Raw genomic sequence first — 20,035 nt, forward strand, 5'->3', positions numbered from 1 at the left:
ATAAAAAGACATCATCTTTCAATATGATTCGCAAATCCTACAAAAAAACCCACATGCCAAATATAGGCAAATGGGTCTGTTTTTTAATAATCTAATTCGTTATATAGAGGGAAACGGGCCGTAAGATCAGATACACGCTTTTTCGCCTCTTCTAATTTCGCTTCATCTTCATGATGCTTTAGCGCAAGTGCAATAATGGAACCGACTTCTTTCATCGCTTCTTGATCAAAACCGCGGCTTGTTACTGCTGCTGTACCTACACGTACACCACTTGTGACAAATGGTTTCTCTGGATCATAAGGAATTGCATTTTTGTTCACTGTAATACCGATTTCATCAAGAACGTTTTCTGCAATTTTTCCTGTGATGCCAAGAGAACGCAAGTCGATGAGAACAAGATGGTTATCTGTTCCGCCAGATACAAGCTGAATATCTTCAGATAAAAGAGTTTCAGCTAGTTGTTTTGCATTATCAATGACGTTTTGTGCATATGTTTTGAAATCTCCGTTCAATACTTCACCGAAAGAAACAGCTTTTGCAGAGATGACATGCATCAGTGGTCCACCTTGAATACCAGGGAAAATCGATTTGTCGATCTTTTTACCAAACTCTTCACGGCATAGAATCATTCCGCCGCGAGGTCCGCGTAATGTTTTGTGAGTTGTCGTTGTCACAAAATCTGCGTAAGGAACTGGATTTGGATGAAGACCTGCTGCAACAAGACCAGCAATGTGAGCCATGTCGACCATAAAGTAAGCACCGACTTCATCAGCAATCTCACGGAACTTTTTGAAATCAATTTGACGTGGGTATGCACTTGCACCCGCAACGATAAGTTTCGGCTTATGTTCACGTGCTTTTTCAAGTACATCTTGATAGTCGATATGCTGAGTTTCTTTATCTACACCATATTCTACAAAGTTGTACTGTACACCACTAAAGTTTACAGGGCTTCCGTGTGTTAAATGCCCGCCATGTGATAAGTTCATGCCCAGTACTGTATCGCCATGCTCAAGAATTGTAAAGTATACGGCCATGTTCGCTTGAGCACCTGAGTGAGGCTGTACGTTCACATACTCAGCGCCAAAAATTTCTTTTGCGCGGTCACGTGCGATATCTTCCACAACGTCTACATGTTCACAGCCGCCATAGTAGCGTTTACCAGGATAGCCCTCAGCGTATTTGTTAGTTAATACAGAGCCCTGTGCTTCCATGACTGCTTCGCTTACGAAGTTTTCTGATGCAATTAATTCGATTTTGTCCTGCTGGCGTTTCCGCTCTAGTTGAATTGCTTTGAATACTTGTGCGTCTTGCTCAGGTAAATGTTTCATCAGCGAAATCCTCTCCAATCTATTTCCATTCGATGTTTTCACCATCTCATTGTACACGGTTTTTGAGTAAAATGTAAAAGTTTTTTTTGGAAAATCGACTTCTTTTTTATGAAAACCCGAATATTCAAGTGGTAAAGCGTCTTCATCATTCAACATTATATTAGAAATATATCGAAGCTATGATCTTGTATAAACGGCTCGTTCTCCGCCAATCAGCTTCGGACGCGTTTTCGCAAAAGTCACATGTGCATGTCCTAATCGATGACGACTGAGGCGGACAGGTACAGCGACTCTCTTTAAGTGCATCCCAATTAACGTATCGCCGATATCAATTCCAGCATGTGCCTCAATGCATTCGACTAATACAGGATGTTCCATTTGCTGATAAGCATGAGCCGCCATCGAACCACCCGCCTTGCGGACAGGTACTGCAGCTACGATCTCCAGGTTAAAACGGAAAGCCGCTTCTTCTTCAACAACAAGGGCACGATTTAGATGTTCACAGCATTGAAAGGCGAGCTCGATGCCGGTCTCTCGTCTTAACTGATCCAATTCTTGATAGATAGAGGCAGCAATTTGCTCACTTCCTGCAGTACCAATATGCTCACCAGCCACTTCTGACGTACTGCAGCCAATGACTAAGATTTGCCCGGCACGCAATTCAACTGTTTGATGAAACTCTTTTAACATTTCAAGCCAATCTTGACCAATGTTCATGTTAAGCGCTCCTTATAGGTGCTTTTCTTCGTAATCAGCAATTTTGCCAATCCGCACAGCATGGCGTCCTGCTGTAAACTCTGTCGTCAGCCAAATGTGCGCAATCTCACGTGCTAATCCTGGCCCAATCACTCGCTCTCCCATCGCAAGAACGTTCGTATCATTATGTTCTCTCGTTGCTTTCGCACTAAATGTATCATGAGCCAATGCACAGCGAATTCCTTTTACTTTATTTGCTGAGATGCTCATGCCGATGCCTGTCCCACAAATTAAAATGCCGCGGTCGACTTCTCCGTTTGCCACCATATTGGCTACAGGGAAAGCATAATCTGGGTAGTCTACAGAACCTGATCCGCATTCACAACCCATATCAATGTATTCAATCTTCAATTCATCCATCAGTTGTTTGATTTCTTCACGAATATTCGTTCCGCCGTGATCGGATGCAATGGCTACTTTCATCGGGCAATTCCTCCTAAGGGTGAGTTGATCTGTTATGTCTTACATTCATTCTTTATTTACAGTTATATTTTAACCTCTGCCTAGTGATTTGCAAACAATAGCAGAAAAACCGTTGAGGCAACGGTTTTACAGGTTATCTATTATGATGATCTTTTTTCAGCTTCTCAGCAAGCTGATACAGTAAGGCTTCTAGTTCATCTCGTGTTTCCTGATAAACAGAAAGACTTCCTCCAAACGGATCGGATACATCGCCTTCTGTTCCTGTCGCAAATTCCTTTAAAGTGAAGACCTTGCCTTTTGCATGCGCATATTGCTCTGCAATCAACTGTTTATGCTGCATCGTCATCGTGAAGACGTAATGAGCTTCGCGCAGAAGATCCTCTGTCAATTTTGATGATGAGTGATTTAGTGGAATGCTTTTCTCAAATAATGCTTCGATCGCTTGAGGAGAAGCCTTTCCTTCATCGGAGGCAAAAATGCCCGCTGATTTTACAGTGACCTCTAAACCTTTTTCATCTGCAATTGAAGCAAAAAGGGCTTGAGCCATTGGACTTCTGCATGTATTTCCCGTACAAACAAATAAGATTTTCATCTTTCGCCCTCCTTTTCTTCTATTATATAGCATTTCATTCTACATGTTATGTAAGGAGATTGGCTAGAGCGGAAATAATAATTTGATACCAAAGGCTAGTAAAATGATTCCGCCAAGCGCGCCGCTATATGAACCAACCCATGACCGAACCTGTTTACCGAGTAATAATCCGAGCCATGTGAGGAGCATACTAAAAAAACCAAACAATAATATAGTCATCCACACCTGGGAACCGTAAATCCCAAGACTTAAACCAACGGAGAAGCTGTCTAGGCTTACACTTGTAGCAAAAAGAACGAGACCAGCCCCAACAGGTGCGATAAAGGGCTTATCCTCTTTGCGGATAGAAGCAACAATCATTTGCAGTCCCAGCACCAAAAGCAGCGCCCCGCCGATATAGGTGGCAAGTAGACCGAGCCATCCGGATAAGAGCTGACCTGTCAGCATGCCAAAAAGCGGCATAAACATATGAAATATCCCAATGACAAGTCCAATATAAATGATCTGGCGGAACCTCAGCTGAATCATCCCCATACCAAGTCCAACCGAAAAAGCATCCATCCCAAGTGCAAAAGCCATGATGCTGAGTGTCAGCAATTCGCCAGCTAGTTCGTTCATGTAAATCCCCCTTGGACACACATTCTTCTTTAACCTATGTTTGTCCAAGAAAGGTTAGAACTATTGGAACGAAGGGAGTGTACGCCCTCCTGCGGCTTTTTGCAGACGGTTCATAATGGCAGAACCAACTCCCTGCTCTGAGAAGGCTTCTGAAATAATCAAGTCTACATCTGTTTCATCAAATTGTCTCAGTACACGATAAAGGTTTGCAGCAACCGTTTCAGGTTTTTCTCTATATCCACAGCTGTACACAACATCTGCCGCAAACAGCGATTTCTTTTCTTCTGTTGTCAGCACTCCGACTTTTAGACCTTCAGCTTTGTATTTCTGAATGTGACGCTGCATGTCTTCATCACTTCCATGAAAGATATACATCTGGGCTTCAGGTGCATAATGTGTGTATTTCATTCCCGGCGATACAGGCGCTTCGTCCTTTTTTGTCAGCCCTGGGTCCACACTCACCGTCCCCACGACCTCTTCTAATGCTTCTTTTGTAATTCCGCCTGGTCTTAAAATCACTGGGGTCTCACCGGCACAGGATACAACCGTTGACTCAACGCCAATTCCAGTTGAACCGCCATCCACAATCCCAGCGATTCTCCCTTCGAGATCACTCGCTACATGGTCAGCTTGTGTTGGTGAAGGTTTTCCCGAACGATTGGCACTTGGTGCAGCAATTGGCAGACCAGCTGCTCGAATCAGCTCAAGCGCAATGGGATGGTCAGGCATTCTCACACCTACTGTGGATAAACCTGCTGTAACCTGCTTTGATAAAGTGCCCGGCTTACACGGAAGAACGATGGTTAAGGCGCCCGGCCAAAAGGCATCCATCAGCGCCTTCGCTTTTTCGCTTTCTATTTGTGCAAATTCGTGAAGCTGCTGAACCTCCGCAATGTGAACAATCAACGGATTATCACTCGGACGCCCTTTCGCTTCATAAATTTTCATAACGGCTTCTGTCTCTTTCGCATTTGCCCCGAGTCCGTAAACGGTCTCTGTCGGGAACGCAACCACTTCATTTTGCTGCAGCAGATCGGCCGCCTGTTTAATTTGTGGATAGTATGTGGATAAATCCTTTTCTACATCCACAGACCACCTTTTTGTATTTAACATCATACAAACTCCTTTTAAAAAAAGATAAAACTGTTGATATATCTCAATTATCCTTTTGAAAGTATAAAAGATGATGATCAATAAAACAAGCGTTGTCCACAATTTGTGGATAACGCTTGTTTAGTAGTGGATAAGTATGTGTATAAGTCCATCATTTTGTGATTAACTGCCTTTTTTTTGCAGGACCACAGCCTGTTCTTTCCCCAATGTCTCTTTTGCATGTGCTGAGCTCCATATGCTTTCTGGAATTTCCTCTAAAGGCGTAAAGCCCATTAATGCCAAAAAATCATGGGAAGCGGAATGGTTTGCGACGACATAAAAAGTATCCACACCCATTTTTTCACCGAGCGTTTGAACACTTTGGAACAAAGAGACAATGTGTCCCTGACCGAGCTTATCTGATATGACAAGAGACCGCAGCAATCCCTCTTGTTCATTGAGCTGTTCAAGACCTAAGCAGCCTGCCAGCTGACCATCCGCATCTTCCATCACTACAAATGCCGTTCGCTCCGCAAGCGTTACTCCGCCTTTTGCTTGTCCCTTTTCAAGAAAAGCATTGATCGCCGGGACATCTTGTTCTGTGGCTATTCTTAATTGATAATACATGCTTTCACCTCTTTTTGTTCTCTTACTTCAACTCTATGAGGCAAAAACCGATTTATACCTTTTTTAAGAGAAAAGACTAGAGACCCATTCAAACAAAAAGAACTTCACTTCACCTGTCTCTTCTTCCTCTTCTTTCACCACTTCATTAACAGACTCTTTCGTTTGCTGCGCTGTCACTTGTTTATCATCATCCCCTTCTGGTGAGGCGATGGCTTCTCCGTTTGAAAAATCGATAAAGCAGAGCGGCGGAAATAACACACACCACCAGTTGGCTCCGTCTCCTTCTCCAAGCGTAATTAAAATGGCTTCATATTTCCCAGCAGGGTAGACGAAATTTCCATAGAGCTTTGTTGGAAATGAAGCTTTTTGAAAACTGACCGATACGGATTGATCTATGTGCTGTTCCTTCAATTTCGCTTTAGCAATACGATTGATTTCTGGCAGCTTTGATCGAATGACACGTCTTGCTTCTTCAATGGATGTGAGGTCTTTCACCCACTCTGTCATACTCGCATTGACCTCGTCACGAATACTTCTTTTCACATCCTGATCGGCTGAACGATCACTATTTGCTAAAATGCGTAATCGAATCGCTTCATCTGGTATGACAACAGGCTGATTTGCAGAAGCAGCCGCTGTCTCCTCTCTGCCAAGATTTGCAAAAGCACCGCATAATAATAGAAACATATAAAGACAAATCATCGTTTTACTTTTCAACATTGTGTGTTCCCCCCACTTTTTCTCTTCGCTACAAACATTGTGTCCAGGAAACCCATCTCATAAACAGTCAAAATGATTTTTTTAATAGATTATGAGTCAAAAACAAAAAAGCCGTTCTCATTAAGAACGACTTTTGAGTGAGGATTGGTAGTCAGAAGGGTATAGTCTCCCATCCCAATCTCTGCTGATTTTTAAACCAGATTCTGTTTTGATGACAGTCATGGCTCCTTTTTTCTCGATTTCTTTTTTGACTTTTCCTTTTTGATCGATAAATTGGATCACCATTTCATAGTTAAATTCAATTCTGTCATCGCTTTCATCTGAAGGCGTAAACATAATTTTCTTCAGCTTGATTTGACAATCTTGATCCTTTGCCGCTTCTAATATGCTCGGGAACATGCTGTCTTGTGTATATTCTTGATATTCATGTTCGGTTAAATAAACCTTCAGCTTCTCTTTCATGTCAGATAGGTCATCCGTTCGATTCACTGTGTATTGTGCTTTTTTATAGCTTTCTCCAAATGCTGCTGCCTCTTTTTTAAAGCTCGGTTTACCACAAGCACTCACAATCAATAGTACACTGACGATGACCAACACCATCGCATACCTTTTGTTCACACCATTCGCTCCTTCAAAACAAATTTATGTAAAAAATCATGATTAGAATGTTCATTCTTCTATATATACGTTTCTCTTTTACCATAAGTTTCATCTTTACATAATAAAATAGTCCGGCTTTCTTCAGCCGGACTTTCCGTTTTGAATGTGTGCGCAAACAGCTCGATCTTTTCCGTTAATATCTTTGACGATACAGACATCCGCTTTAGGAAATGCCTGCTCAAGAAGCGCTGTGACATCTTGACCTTGCGTATGTCCAATTTCAAAGACAACAACTGCCTGAGCACTCAGCACGCCGGGAAGATCATGAACGAGACGCTGATAAAACCACAAGCCATCACGTCCGTCCGTCAGCGCATTCGCCGGCTCATGCTTTGTCACAACCTCAGACAAACTGTCCATTTCTTCCGCCGCAATGTAGGGTGGATTGGAAATAAATACGTCCACTTTCATGCCTTGAGCTATAACAGGTTCAAGTAAATCTCCATGTAAAAAATGAACGTCTGCACCGAGCGCTTGTTGATTCCGTTTTGCTACCGCAAGTGCTTCTTGCGAGATATCAGTCGCTGTGACAGATAGTGATTTTTTTTCAAGAGCCAGCGTAATCGCAATGGCCCCGCTTCCTGTGCCAACGTCAACTGCTTTGAGCGGCTGATCGGGCGGGAAAACGTCACCTACTAAATGGAGCGCCGCCAAAACAACTTCTTCCGTTTCAGGACGAGGGATGAGAACATGCTTGTTCACCTCGAAAGGACGTCCGTAAAAGAATTCAACTCCCGTTAAATGCTGAACAGGAACACCAGCCTTGTGCTGCGTCACAAATTTGCTGAACAGGTGATCTTGCTCCTCAGGCAGCGAATCATGAAAACGTGCAAGAAGCTCACTTCTGCTCCAGCCAAGTACATGCATCAAAAGAAGCTCTGCTGCATTTTGGTCTCTTCCAGCTTCCGTTAACAAAGAAGAAGCCCATTTAAGGGCTTCAAAAATTGTTCGCTCTTTATTTTGCATTTTGAAGCTTTCTTGCTTGGTCTTCCATAATTAATGCATCAATGACCTCGTCAAGTTTTCCTTCTAAAATTTGATCAAGCTTTTGAATCGTCAACCCGATACGGTGATCTGTTACACGGTTTTGCGGGAAGTTGTACGTACGGATACGCTCTGAACGATCCCCTGTTCCAACCGCAGATTTACGCGTTTGATCATATTCAGCCTGTGCTTCACGCTGGAATTTATCATAAATTCTCGCACGCAGTACTTTCATGGCTTTTTCTTTGTTTTTGATTTGCGACTTCTCATCCTGACAGGATACAACCACACCTGTTGGAAGGTGAGTTAATCGAACTGCAGACATGGTCGTATTGACACTTTGTCCGCCAGGTCCGCTAGATGTGAAAGTATCTACACGGATGTCTTTTTCATGGATATCAATTTCTACTTCTTCAGCCTCAGGCAATACAGCAACTGTCGCTGTTGATGTATGAATTCGTCCGCCTGATTCCGTTTCCGGAACACGCTGCACGCGGTGTGCGCCGTTTTCAAATTTCAGTTTGGAGTACGCGCCTTTCCCGCTGATCATAAAGATAATCTCTTTATAACCGCCTGTGCCTGTGACACTCGCTTCCATCACTTCCGTTTTCCAGCCTTGCATTTCAGCATAACGACTGTACATGCGGTAAAGGTTTCCGGCAAAAAGAGCAGCTTCTTCTCCACCCGCTGCACCACGAACCTCCACAATAACGTTTTTGTTGTCATTCGGATCTTTCGGGATCAGCAAGATTTTCAGCTCGTCTTCTAAACGTTCCGTTTCCTCTGTGAGCTCTGAAATTTCTTCTTTGACCATGTCGCGCATCTCGGCATCCAGCTTCTCTTCCAGCATTGCTTTCGCGTCATTCAGCTGGTCGTATGCCGCACGATATTGTCTATATACCTCAACAGTTTCTTGAATATCGGATTGCTCCTTTGAATATTCACGAAGCTTCGTAGGGTCGTTCACCACTTCAGGGTCACTTAAATATTCATTTAGCTTTTCATAGCGTTCTTCAATTGATTTTAAACGGTCTAACATGGTCTTCACCTCTGTTTTGTGCGTAACAGTCTAATTATAGTATAGCGGGGTATGACAGTCAAAAAAATTTCCAAAACAATTGATTTCCTGCAATTTTTCGCTAGAAAACACGATCTTTGGCGATTGGTTACTTGTTTTGTCTAACGTGAAGGAACAGGTCCTCCTTAAAGAGAATGGTACTTGTAATTGAAAAAAGGGAGGGCATTTGGTTTGAATACAAATGAGGTTGCAAAGGAAATTGGTGTTTCTTCAAAGACGATTCAGCGTTGGGTCAAACAGCTCAACATCCCTGTCGCCCGGAATGAACTTGGACATTATGAATTTCATGAAGACATTGTACAGCTGCTCAAAGAGGTCAAACACCAGATGAGTGAAGGTGTAATCCTCCAAGACATTCAACTGCCAATCCATAAGGAAACCGTCCGTCAATCAGCACCTGCTGCCCAAACTGATGTCTCCATACAACGGATTGAAGCATTAGAAAAACAGGTGAAAGAGCTTATTCAGCAGCAATTACACGTCAATAATGTAGAAGACCGCCTGCAAGAGCTTGAACGGAAATTGGCTAAAAAAGCAGATGAAGGTGTATCGTATCAGCTGCTTCAGCACCGCAGAGAAATTGAAGATTTATCCACTAAATTTGACCGCCTCACCGCAACCTTGAAACAACCATCACAAGTAGAAGAAAAAAAGGAAATCGCACACCCTGACATCAAAAAAAAGCGTGTACTCTTCCCTCTGTTTCATTCATTTCGTTAAGAAAGGCTGCCTCGTTTGGCAGCCTTTCTACTATATTATACGGTAAGTGCAATAATGATCGGTAATGTAATGAGTGACATGATGGCACTGATCACAAATGCGGATGCAGTTTCCGCCTCTTGTTTTTCAAATCGTGTTGCGATCATCGCTGCAACAGCTGAACCTGGGAAGGCAACAAGCAATACAGCTTTTGTAATTTCATCAGCCGAAAGACCCATAAGAACGGCAATGAAATACATAAGTAATGGTTGTACAGCTACTTTTAGCAATGCAATACTAAAGGCTGGCAAGCTTAATTTAATTTTGCGGATACCAACAGTGACACCGACTGCGAATAATGCCACACCTGATGTGACGCTGCCAATTTCCTCTAACATTTCATGTCCGATTGCAGGAAGTTTAAATCCTAAAAGAACAAGAATGATACTGGCTAACGGTGCAAGTGCAAGCGGCTCTGATAAACCGTGCAAAATTGCTTTTGTTGTCATTTTTAGGAAGCTTTCGCCTTCTTTGGCTTTTCCTTTTGTTTTTTCACCGACAGTTGATACAATTATTGCAATTGGATCAAGCAGTGCATTTACAACTATTCCGGTAATCGCAATCGGAATTGCAACCTCTTGAGCTCCAAATAAACTGCCCAAGACCGGAATCCCCATAAATGCAAAGGTCGGTTGTGCTGAGTTTAACGAGAAAACAGAAGAATCTGTTAAATCATATTTAAAAGCAAATTTCGTAACTAAAAGGATAATGATATAAAAACCAACGATTCCGAAAATCAATGCAACGAAAAATGGAATTTGACTATAGAATTTATCTTTTGGTGTTGACAGAATACTGGCGATAAAGTGCGCTGGTAAAGCATACTTTGTAACAAGTGTACTTACACCTTTTGCAGATTTAGCGTCATAGCTGCCGAAGTTCCCTGCGAACCAACCCAGCGCGATAACGAAAAAAATCGGTGCTAGGAGGATCAAAATATTTAAAAAGTCCATCTTACTCTTCCTCCTTAAATCCTTTACATGTTTCTTATTTATTGCGGCATTGCTTAGATTACCCGAAGCAATGCCGCGTTACACATTTTATTATGCTCTTACAATTTTTTTATATTCAGGAATCCACATTGCGTCTTTCACAGCTTGTTCGATGTTGTCAGGCGTTTTTCTTGCGACACCATCTTCAATTGCTGCTTTCGCTACTTCAACAGCCACATGAATTGACACTTCTTGCAATTTATCAATACTTGGAAGAAGACCAGCACCTGGTTTCTCATGATCAACCATTTCAGCAATTGCATTCGCAGAAGCAACGAACATGCCTTTTGTGATGATTTTTGATTCTGTTACGATTGAACCAAGACCAAGTCCAGGGAAAACGAACGCATTGTTTGATTGTCCGATTTCATGTTCAATTCCGTTATACTCAACGTTTTCGAACGGGCTTCCTGTTGCAACAAGCGCACGGCCGTCAGTCCATTTGAATAGATCCTCTGGCACAGCTTCAGCAAGCGGTGTTGGGTTAGACATTGGCATGATCACTGGACGCTCTGTATGAGCTGCCATTTCTTTAATGATTTCTTCAGTGAATGCGCCGCCTTGACCTGATGTACCAATAAGGATGGTCGGCTTCACCCTGCGAACAGTTTCAGCAAATGAGATTTGTCCTTTTTCATCGCGTGCCCAGCCTTCTACTTCATCAGAAGTACGCAGGTATGGTTTTTGGAAATCAAGCACTTCATCTTCAAATTGATCTGTTAGCAATCCTCTGTAGTCTAATGTCCAGAATGCATTGTTTGCTTCTTCTTCTGTTAGACCTTCAAGAACCATTGTGTCACGCATTTGATCTGCAATTCCGATACCAGCTGATCCAGCTCCGAAGATGACAACACGGTGATCTTTTAATTGAGTACCAGTTTTCTTGACAGCTGCAAGAACACCCGCTAAAGTAATGGCACCAGTACCTTGAATATCATCGTTGAACGTTAAGATGTTATCGTTGTATTTTTTCATGATGTTACGCGCATTTTTGTTTCCAAGGTCTTCCCAGTGAAGCAATGCTTTCGGGAAGAATTTAAGTGCTGCTTTCACATAAGCATCAATGAATTCTTCGTATTTTTCACCTTGTACACGTTTGTGATGGTTCCCAATGTATAATGGATCATTCAATAATTTTTCATTGTTTGTTCCAACATCTAATACAACTGGAATCACGCGGCTAGGATCAATACCTGCTGCAGCCGTGTAAACAGCTAATTTACCGATTGCGATGTTGATACCACCAACACCCCAGTCACCAATTCCAAGAATACTCTCAGAGTCAGTTGCAACGATGAGGTCAATATCTCCAGCAGTTGCGTGCAAGTTTTCAAATGCTTTCTCGATTCCGTCAATGTCGTCGATTGAAAGATAGACACCATGAGGTCTTCTGTATTCATGGCTGTATTCTTGAATCGCTTCACCAACAGTTGGTGTGTACACAACTGGAAGCATTTCACGAAGCTTTTCTGTTAGAAGCTTGTAGAACAATACTTCGTTACGGTTTTGCAAATCACTTAAGTATACGTTTTGACGAAGACGATCCGGCTGAGCTAGAAACTGCTTGTACGCTCTTTCCGCTTGCTGTTCTAAAGTTAGAACCGTTGGAGGAAGTAAGCCTTCTAGTCCAAGCTCTTGTCTTTCTTCTTCAGAGAAAGCAACGCCTTTGTTCAACGTTGGAATCGATAATACATCTTTACCTGTCAAAGTGGTTTCGAGGTACCCTTCTTTTGTTTTCTTCACGTTGTTCATCAAAAACTACCCTCTTTCTAAAATATAAATAAAGTGAACTATTAATCCAAAGAACGATTAAGGAGAAAAATCCTTAATCAAAAAAATTATGACAAGAAATCGAACTTTTCGTTTAAATGCTTTACACTACAGTTAGTCATTTTATGCCTGCTTATGACAAAACGCAAGCGTTGAAAATTAGATAATTTAATCGTAGTGTTATTTAATTTATTTAAGTACAAATGATGGGTGTTCAGCCAAAATCTCGAAAAACGAAACACAGCGGCATTTGCTATTTTTTATTTGTCAAGTGTTGTACCAACATCAAGTCTTGGTACTTCATGGTGATGTCTGCATCGTGCTTCGTATGATTCCTGCGCACCTACTAAAATAATAGGATCATCATAGGATGCGGGTTTACCGTCGATCAAGCGTTGTGTTCTACTCGCTGGGGAGCCGCATACCGAACAAACTGCTTGAAGTTTTGTTACAAGCTCTGCACATGCCATTAAATGCGGAACAACACCAAATGGCTCTCCTCTGAAGTCTTGATCCAGGCCTGCAACAATGACTCGGTAGCCTTGGTCAGCCAATTGAGTGACAATGTCAATGATTGTCTCATCAAAAAATTGCACCTCATCAATGCCAATGACATCGGTTCTTTCTGATATGTGCGTTATTATGTCTTTTGGTGAGGCTACTGCAATCCCATCTAATGATGAACCGTTATGTGACACAACTGAGCTTGTACTATATCGGTTATCAATTGCTGGTTTGAATATTTTTACTTCTTGTTTGGCAAAGGTGGCCCTTTTGGCTCTCCGAATCAATTCTTCCGACTTTCCAGAAAACATACTGCCGCAGATGACTTCAAGCCAACCGCTTTGTTTCATCACATACATAAGGTCTTCTCCCCCGTTTTAAAGTTCCATCAATCCACGTAAAAAAACAGGCAAGAACGGATTCCTGCCTGTTTATTGTATCTATTATTACTTAAGACCGTATTTTTTGTTAAAGCGGTCAACACGTCCATCAGCAGAAGCGAATTTTTGACGGCCTGTATAGAAAGGATGGCACTCAGAGCAAATCTCGATGCGTACCTCTTCTTTTACTGATCCAGTTTCAAACTCATTTCCACAAGCGCATTTGACTGTAGCTTTTTTGTAGTTAGGATGAATTCCTGTTTTCATCTACTGTCATCTCCTTCCGCCCTGAATCCAATTCGGAAACAGAGTTAATATCTCAGAAATAAATTCTGAAACGCACATGATAAAATTATAACAGTGTGAGTCTATGATTGCAAATGTATTTTTTCAGGGAAGCTATCTTCTTGATGCAGACATATTGGCTTGTTTCCATTCTTGCGTTAAAATATCGAAAAATTCTTGGTTTGTCTTTGTTTTTCTCATTTTGCGCATGAACTTCTCAGCGAAGTCAGGTGTATCTGACATCGATTTTCTCATCGCCCATAAACGATCAAGATGCTCTTTTGGCACAAGCAGTTCTTCTTTTCTCGTACCAGAACGGCGAATGTCGATCGCAGGGAAAATTCTTCTTTCGGCCAAAGAACGGTCCAAATGAAGCTCCATGTTTCCAGTTCCTTTAAACTCCTCATAAATCACGTCATCCATACGTGATCCTGTATCAACAAGTGCAGTGGCTAAAATCGTCAAGCTTCCGCCTTCTTCAATGTTACGCGCAGCACCAAAGAATCGTTTTGGACGATGGAAAGCCGCAGGATCAATACCGCCTGAAAGCGTTCGGCCGCTTGGCGGAATCACAAGGTTGTATGCACGAGCAAGCCTTGTGATGCTGTCCATTAAGATGATGACATCTTTCTTATGTTCAACAAGACGCATAGCACGCTCTAAGACAAGCTCTGCTACTTTAATGTGGTTTTCCGGTACTTCGTCAAAGGTTGAACTAACAACATCCCCTGCAACAGAACGTTCGATATCTGTTACTTCTTCTGGGCGTTCGTCAATCAAAAGGACAATCAGCTCTGCCTCTGGGTGATTTTCAGAAATGCTGTTGGCAATTTCTTTAAGCAAAATGGTTTTTCCAGCCTTAGGCGGTGCAACGATTAAACCACGCTGTCCAAATCCAACTGGCGCCATCATGTCCATAATTCTAGTAGACAGGTGGTTAGGCTGTGTTTCAAGAATCATTTGGCGGTCAGGAAATAGCGGTGTGAGTGCAGGAAAGTGAACACGTTCCTTTGCTGATTCTGGGTCGTCCCCATTTACCGCTTCTACATGAAGGAGGCCATAGTAGCGTTCATTTTCTTTTGGAGGTCGTACCTTTCCAGACACTTTATCTCCATTTCGTAAATCAAAGCGTCTGATTTGTGAAGCTGAAATATAAATGTCTTCAGAACTTGGGGAGTAGTTAATCGGTCTTAAGAAACCAAATCCCTCAGACTGAATAATTTCAAGAACCCCTTCCATAAATAAGAGATCCTCTTGCTCAGCGTTCGCCTTTAAGATGGCAAAAATTAATTCTTTTTTTGTTAGTTTGCTGTAATAAGAGATTTTGTATCGCTTTGCTAACTCATACAGCTCTTTTAATTTCATATTTTCCAAAGATGAAATCGAAACATCTTTCAATATGGACACCACACTTTTCTAGTCAATGTATTTCTTTACAAATGCATGACCATTGTATTTGATTAGCTTTTAATTCCGTTGTTGTTGGAATGACCTCGCTCTGATGGTAACGCTCCCACTCGTTTTATCGTGAAAGATAGGAACAATGTGAAATAGAGCTTTGTCAACATAGAGAAGGATAATGAGTATATCGTCATGATGCGGCAGTATTTAAACTTGTTGAAGCTTAAAAGAAGTAAATTCGCAGAAAATTTCGCAGCACTCTTTAGTTTTACCTCATTTGCAGAGAATATTCAACTTTTAAAAGAAAATGATATACATTTGACACCTATATGAAAAGCGGGTAATGAATACCCGCTTTCATATTACGGACGAATGACAAGATTCGGTTTTTTCTTTAAACTGTGTCTGCCGTCTACGAAACGAACCGTACCTGATTTCGCACGCATGACAACACTATGTGTTGTTCCAACAGAGCCTTTGAATTGAACACCTTTAAGTAATTCGCCGTCCGTTACACCTGTCGCTGCAAAAATGGCGTCATCTCCTTTTACGAGATCTTCCATTCTGAGGACTTTCCCAACATCCAGCCCCATTTTCTCACAGCGTCTGAGTTCTTCTTCACTTTGAGGAAGAAGCTTACCATGAATTTCGCCACCAAGTGCCTTTAACGCAACAGCAGAAAGGACACCCTCAGGCGCTCCGCCTGAACCAAATAGAATATCAACACCTGTGTGATCAAATGCTGTATTAATGGCTCCTGCAACGTCACCATCGTCGATCAGTTTAATTCTTGCTCCTGCTTCTCTCAGTTCAGCAATAATTTTCTCATGTCGATCTCTGTTTAAAATCGTTGCAACCACATCTTCAATATCTTTGTTTTTTGCTTTTGCAACAGCGCGAAGATTATCAATGACAGGCGCTTCAATGTCGATGCAGCCTACCGCTTCTGGACCTACTGCGATCTTATCCATGTACATATCAGGTGCATTCAGCAGGTTGCCATGATCTGCAACTGCAATAACAGCTAAGGCATTCCAGCCGCCGCTTGCCACAATGTTTGTTCCTTCTAATGGATCAACAGCGACATCCACGCGAGGTCCATATCCGTTCCCAAGCTTTTCCCCAATATAAAGCATTGGTGCTTCGTCCATTTCTCCTTCGCCAATGACCACTGTCCCCTTCATCGGAATGGTGTCAAATACATCACGCATTGCACTTGTTGCAGCATCATCCGCTTCGTCTTTTAATCCTCTTCCCATCCAACGGGCAGATTTTAATGCAGCTGCTTCTGTCACCCGTACTAGTTCCATCGATAAACTTCTTTCCATTTTTGTCCAAATCTCCTCTCACAGTCAAAGCCTTATGAATTTTGAAGTTCTTCTATTTCTTGGTCATTCAGCTTTTCACGCCAGATGGTTGCACCCAAGCCTTCAAGCTTCTTCTCAAGCAAACTATATCCTCTGTCTATATGTTCAAGCCCTGTGATTTCGGTCACACCGTCTGCCATTAACCCTGCGACAACAAGACAAGCGCCTGCACGCAGATCACTTGCTTTAACCTTTGCTCCTTGGAGCTGTGTTTGTCCGGTAATAATAGCAGATCTTCCTTCGACCTTCATGTTTGCACCCATTCGACGCAATTCGTCAATGTGCTTAAAGCGGGCTGAGTAGATCGTATCTGTGACCACACTCGTGCCTTTTGCTTTTGTTAACAGCGCCGTCATCGGCTGCTGAAGGTCAGTCGGAAAGCCCGGATACACAAGGGTTTTGATATCGACAGGCTTGAGTCCTTCGTTTCTGCCAACGATCAGCATCTGATCGTTGCTCGTTTCAATGGTGAACCCCATTTCTCTAAGTTTCGCCGTAATTGATTCTAAATGAGTTGGGATCACATTATCAAGTACAACTTCATCTCCCATCGCTGCACCAGCTATTAAAAATGTTCCTGCTTCGATGCGGTCAGGGATGATTGAATGCTTACAGCCATGAAGAGATTCTACACCTTCGATTCGAATGACATCGGTACCCGCACCTTTGATTTTGGCTCCCATGCTTGCAAGCAGTGTCGCTACATCAATAATTTCGGGTTCCTTTGCAGCATTTTCAATCACGGTTTTTCCTTCAGCCAGTACGGCTGCCAGCATGATGTTGATCGTCGCACCTACACTGACAACATCAAGATAAATCCGGGCTCCGACTAATTTTTCAGCACGCAAATAAATCGCACCCTGCTCGTTTGTCACCTCGGCTCCAAGTGCTTCAAAGCCTTTGATATGCTGATCGATCGGCCTAGGTCCTAAGTGGCATCCTCCTGGCAGTCCGATGACAGCCTGCTTAAATCTGCCCAGCATGGCGCCCATTAAATAATAGGATGCACGCAGTTTCTTCACTTTTCCATTAGGAAGCGGCATACTGATCATGGAAACAGGATTCACAACCATTTCACCTTTTTCAAAAGTGACCTTTCCGCCAATTTCTTCTAACAGATCTCGCAATGTGTCGATATCTGATATATGCGGAAGGCCTTCAATGGTTACTGGAGAATCAGCAAGAATCGTGGCAGGAATCAGTGCCACAGCACTATTTTTCGCACCACTAATATGTACGGTCCCGCGCAAGGGATCACCGCCGGCAATGTTTAACTTTTCCATATTTGTCTCCCTTCTTAAAGAAGATCACTGTTGGAGTTATACTGTTTGTGGATGTCGCGCTTTAAAAGGTCTTGTCCAAAATTTAGCCAATATCAAGAGAAAGAATACAGGTTAAACGAAATTTGTCGGAAGAAAAATAATCGAAGCTTTGCGAGGCTGTGATGTTCTCTTCTTTGCACAAAACATTTCTTAGCGTTTATAAGGAAAACTGCGGCAAACGAGAGACGATCCCGCCTGCCACAATCATTTATTTATTCCAGTCTGCTAAAAATTGCTCAATGCCTGCATCCGTTAATGGGTGTTTCGTCAGCTGCTTGATGACTTTCAGCGGCATTGTGCCGATATGAGCACCTCTAAGCGCAGCTTCTGTCACATGCTGCGGATGACGAATGGATGCAGCAATGATTTGTGTATCTAATCCATGAACATCAAAAATAGTTTTCACTTCGCTGATGAGATCAAGACCATTTTGGCCAATGTCATCTAAGCGGCCAAGGAATGGAGAAACATACGTCGCACCAGCTCTAGCTGCAAGAAGTGCCTGGTTTGCACTAAAAATCAATGTGACGTTTGTTTTAATTCCAAGGTCTGTTAATGCTTTGACAGCTTTAAGGCCATCTGTAGTCATTGGAATTTTGACTGTGATATTCGGTGCAATGGCAGCTAGCTCTTTTCCTTCTTCAATCATTTCCTCTGCTTTTAAGGAAATCACTTCTGCACTGACAGAACCTGATACCACGTCAGTGATTTCGCGAAGGCGGTCGTGGAATGAGACGTCCTTTTCTTTCGCTACTAAACTAGGGTTTGTTGTGACGCCTGCTAAAATGCCAAGCTCGTGCGCCTCTTTGATGTCTTCAATATTCGCTGTATCTACGAAAAATAACATAACTGTGCCACTCTCCTATCAATAAATTGTCTGAAATGTAAATTTGATTGCGCTTTCTCAAGATATGGAGAAAACCGCCTGTGACTCAGGCGGCTTTCGGTTCTCATCAAATTATGCTTGGTTAGAAGAACCAAATTCGCGCATTTTGCCGATAACAGTCGCTTTAATTGCGTCACGAGCTGGTCCAAGATATTTACGTGGATCATACTCTTCTGTTTTTGCAGCAAGTGTTTCGCGTACTGCTTTCGCAGAAGCAATTTGGTTTTCAGTGTTTACATTGATTTTTGCTGTACCAAGTGAAATTGCACGCTTGATGTCAGCAGTTGGGATACCTGTTCCGCCGTGAAGAACAAGTGGAAGACCAGTTGTTTTACCGATTTCTTCCATTTCAGCGAAACCAAGGTTTGGTTCACCTTTGTATGGACCATGTACTGAACCTAATGCAGGTGCAAGGCAGTCAATACCAGTGCGTTCTACAAGCTCTTGGCACTCTTTTGGATCAGCATAAATAACGCCTTCAGCGATGACGTCATCTTCTTGCCCACCAACAGTTCCAAGTTCAGCTTCTACAGACACACCATGGAAATGTGCAAGTTCAACGACTTTCGCAGTTGTTTCCACATTCTCATCGAATGGATGGTGAGAAGCATCGATCATGACAGAAGTAAATCCTGCATGAATCGCTTTTGCACAAGATTCAAAGCTTGAACCGTGATCTAAATGAATCGCAACAGGAACTGTTACATTATATTCTTCGATTAACGCTTTAACCATTGCGACAACTGTTTTGAAGCCGCCCATGTAGCGTCCTGCTCCTTCAGATACTCCTAAGATAACAGGAGATTTCTCTTCTTCAGCAGCTTGTAAAATCGCTTGCGTGAATTCTAAGTTATTTAAGTTAAACTGTCCAACAGCGTAACCTTTTTCCTTTGCGTCTTTCAACATTTCTGTCATTGAAACTAAAGGCATGATGAAAAATCCTCCCTATGTAGCTAATTTGCTTGCTAAAAAAAAGCTCTCCACCCTAGCATGACCAGAATTTCTCGCCATATGTAAACTTTCAAAGTCAGATCGCTTTCTTCTTCCTTTCTAGGATACCAATTATTCGACAAATCGGCAACAGAATGACTCGATTCAATCATTTCCATCTAGCCATTTGTTTCAAGCGGCAGGTATTCTTTGACAGCATCTCGGATTTCATCAATATCAAAAGGTTTAGCGAAGTGCGTCAATGCACCGAGTTCTTTGGATTCTTGGATCATATCTAATTCGCCATAGGCTGTCATAATAATGACACGGATGTCTTCATCAATTAATTTCATCCGTTTTAAAATTTCGATACCATCCATTCCGGGGATTTTCATATCAAGCAGGACAAGGTTCGGTCTATGGTTTTTCACAATATCTAATGCCTGTAGTCCATTGGCAGCTTGGAAGGTTTGATAGCCTTCTTTATGAAACACTTCATTCAATAATATTCTAATACCGTACTGATCATCGACAATTAAAATTTTCTCATTCATCTGT

The 20,035-nt window shown here is 42.3% G+C and carries 22 protein-coding genes; 1 reads left to right on the forward strand and 21 read right to left on the reverse strand.

The features are described 5' to 3' along the window. Positions 1-83: 83 nt before the first annotated feature. The 11 genes from glyA to prfA all read right to left on the reverse strand — a co-directional run bounded on the left by glyA (position 84) and on the right by prfA (position 8,842). Positions 84-1,331, reverse strand: coding sequence for a serine hydroxymethyltransferase (glyA, locus tag AAYR28_RS16930; RefSeq protein WP_034281450.1), 1,248 nt, complete (start codon positions 1,329-1,331; stop codon positions 84-86). A 177-nt stretch (positions 1,332-1,508) separates the two neighbouring features. Next, the gene (locus AAYR28_RS16935) at positions 1,509-2,048 is read right to left on the reverse strand and encodes a TIGR01440 family protein (RefSeq protein ID WP_034281221.1); all 540 of its coding nucleotides are present in this window, start codon (positions 2,046-2,048) and stop codon (positions 1,509-1,511) included. A 12-nt stretch (positions 2,049-2,060) separates the two neighbouring features. After that, positions 2,061-2,510, reverse strand: a complete 450-nt coding sequence (gene rpiB / locus AAYR28_RS16940) for a ribose 5-phosphate isomerase B (protein WP_003214714.1) — start codon at positions 2,508-2,510, stop codon at positions 2,061-2,063. A 133-nt stretch (positions 2,511-2,643) separates the two neighbouring features. Then, the gene (locus tag AAYR28_RS16945) at positions 2,644-3,102 is read right to left on the reverse strand and encodes a low molecular weight protein arginine phosphatase (RefSeq protein ID WP_024423734.1); all 459 of its coding nucleotides are present in this window, start codon (positions 3,100-3,102) and stop codon (positions 2,644-2,646) included. Positions 3,103-3,165: 63 nt separating this feature from the next. Continuing rightward, on the reverse strand, positions 3,166-3,720 hold the full coding sequence (locus AAYR28_RS16950) for a manganese efflux pump MntP family protein (RefSeq protein ID WP_024423735.1): 555 nt from the start codon (positions 3,718-3,720) through the stop codon (positions 3,166-3,168). A 60-nt stretch (positions 3,721-3,780) separates the two neighbouring features. Further along, positions 3,781-4,833 carry an L-threonylcarbamoyladenylate synthase gene (locus tag AAYR28_RS16955; protein WP_120207866.1) on the reverse strand — a complete coding sequence of 351 codons (1,053 nt, stop codon included), beginning with the start codon at positions 4,831-4,833 and terminating at the stop codon, positions 3,781-3,783. A gap of 162 nt (positions 4,834-4,995) precedes the next feature. Next, positions 4,996-5,439: a GNAT family N-acetyltransferase gene (locus AAYR28_RS16960; protein ID WP_061110189.1), complete on the reverse strand. Its 444-nt coding sequence runs from the start codon at positions 5,437-5,439 to the stop codon at positions 4,996-4,998. 63 nt (positions 5,440-5,502) lie between these two features. Next, positions 5,503-6,156 (reverse strand): stage II sporulation protein R, encoded by a 654-nt coding sequence (spoIIR, locus tag AAYR28_RS16965; RefSeq protein ID WP_229137102.1) that lies wholly within the window; start codon positions 6,154-6,156, stop codon positions 5,503-5,505. Between the two features lie 123 nt (positions 6,157-6,279). Further along, positions 6,280-6,759, reverse strand: coding sequence for a hypothetical protein (locus AAYR28_RS16970; RefSeq protein WP_024423739.1), 480 nt, complete (start codon positions 6,757-6,759; stop codon positions 6,280-6,282). Positions 6,760-6,900: 141 nt separating this feature from the next. Then, positions 6,901-7,785, reverse strand: a complete 885-nt coding sequence (prmC, locus tag AAYR28_RS16975) for a peptide chain release factor N(5)-glutamine methyltransferase (protein ID WP_120207868.1) — start codon at positions 7,783-7,785, stop codon at positions 6,901-6,903. Further along, the gene (gene prfA, locus AAYR28_RS16980; protein ID WP_034281226.1) at positions 7,775-8,842 is read right to left on the reverse strand and encodes a peptide chain release factor 1; all 1,068 of its coding nucleotides are present in this window, start codon (positions 8,840-8,842) and stop codon (positions 7,775-7,777) included. Before prfA ends, prmC begins: the two co-directional genes overlap by 11 nt. 210 nt (positions 8,843-9,052) lie before the next feature. On the opposite strand from prfA, the gene racA reads away from it, so the two are divergent. Continuing rightward, a complete protein-coding gene (gene racA / locus AAYR28_RS16985; protein ID WP_061110192.1) occupies positions 9,053-9,601 on the forward strand; it encodes a chromosome-anchoring protein RacA in 549 nt (182 codons plus the stop codon). 35 nt (positions 9,602-9,636) lie between these two features. Here racA and AAYR28_RS16990 read toward each other — a convergent pair whose 3' ends face one another. The 10 genes from AAYR28_RS16990 to AAYR28_RS17035 all read right to left on the reverse strand — a co-directional run bounded on the left by AAYR28_RS16990 (position 9,637) and on the right by AAYR28_RS17035 (position 20,031). Beyond that, positions 9,637-10,593, reverse strand: coding sequence for an AEC family transporter (locus AAYR28_RS16990; RefSeq protein ID WP_024423743.1), 957 nt, complete (start codon positions 10,591-10,593; stop codon positions 9,637-9,639). A 90-nt stretch (positions 10,594-10,683) separates the two neighbouring features. After that, positions 10,684-12,384, reverse strand: coding sequence for an oxaloacetate-decarboxylating malate dehydrogenase (malS, locus tag AAYR28_RS16995; protein WP_024423744.1), 1,701 nt, complete (start codon positions 12,382-12,384; stop codon positions 10,684-10,686). 278 nt (positions 12,385-12,662) lie between these two features. Continuing rightward, positions 12,663-13,265: a thymidine kinase gene (locus AAYR28_RS17000; RefSeq protein ID WP_024423745.1), complete on the reverse strand. Its 603-nt coding sequence runs from the start codon at positions 13,263-13,265 to the stop codon at positions 12,663-12,665. A gap of 87 nt (positions 13,266-13,352) precedes the next feature. Beyond that, positions 13,353-13,553, reverse strand: coding sequence for a 50S ribosomal protein L31 (gene rpmE, locus AAYR28_RS17005; RefSeq protein WP_003215407.1), 201 nt, complete (start codon positions 13,551-13,553; stop codon positions 13,353-13,355). 132 nt (positions 13,554-13,685) lie between these two features. After that, positions 13,686-14,969, reverse strand: a complete 1,284-nt coding sequence (gene rho, locus AAYR28_RS17010) for a transcription termination factor Rho (protein WP_008354975.1) — start codon at positions 14,967-14,969, stop codon at positions 13,686-13,688. A gap of 365 nt (positions 14,970-15,334) precedes the next feature. Further along, entirely contained in the window at positions 15,335-16,300 is a 966-nt protein-coding gene (gene glpX, locus AAYR28_RS17015) for a class II fructose-bisphosphatase (RefSeq protein ID WP_012011567.1), read from the reverse strand. A gap of 32 nt (positions 16,301-16,332) precedes the next feature. Then, positions 16,333-17,622 (reverse strand): UDP-N-acetylglucosamine 1-carboxyvinyltransferase, encoded by a 1,290-nt coding sequence (locus AAYR28_RS17020; protein ID WP_024423746.1) that lies wholly within the window; start codon positions 17,620-17,622, stop codon positions 16,333-16,335. Between the two features lie 247 nt (positions 17,623-17,869). Then, complete coding sequence (gene fsa / locus AAYR28_RS17025; RefSeq protein WP_024426351.1) at positions 17,870-18,508, reverse strand: fructose-6-phosphate aldolase; 639 nt, start codon at positions 18,506-18,508, stop codon at positions 17,870-17,872. Between the two features lie 111 nt (positions 18,509-18,619). Next, positions 18,620-19,477, reverse strand: coding sequence for a class II fructose-bisphosphate aldolase (locus AAYR28_RS17030; protein WP_024423748.1), 858 nt, complete (start codon positions 19,475-19,477; stop codon positions 18,620-18,622). A 179-nt stretch (positions 19,478-19,656) separates the two neighbouring features. Further along, positions 19,657-20,031: a response regulator gene (locus AAYR28_RS17035; RefSeq protein WP_003214681.1), complete on the reverse strand. Its 375-nt coding sequence runs from the start codon at positions 20,029-20,031 to the stop codon at positions 19,657-19,659. Positions 20,032-20,035: the final 4 nt, after the last annotated feature.

This window comes from Bacillus safensis (assembly GCF_039619585.1).
In the GTDB taxonomy this organism is placed as follows: domain Bacteria; phylum Bacillota; class Bacilli; order Bacillales; family Bacillaceae; genus Bacillus; species Bacillus safensis.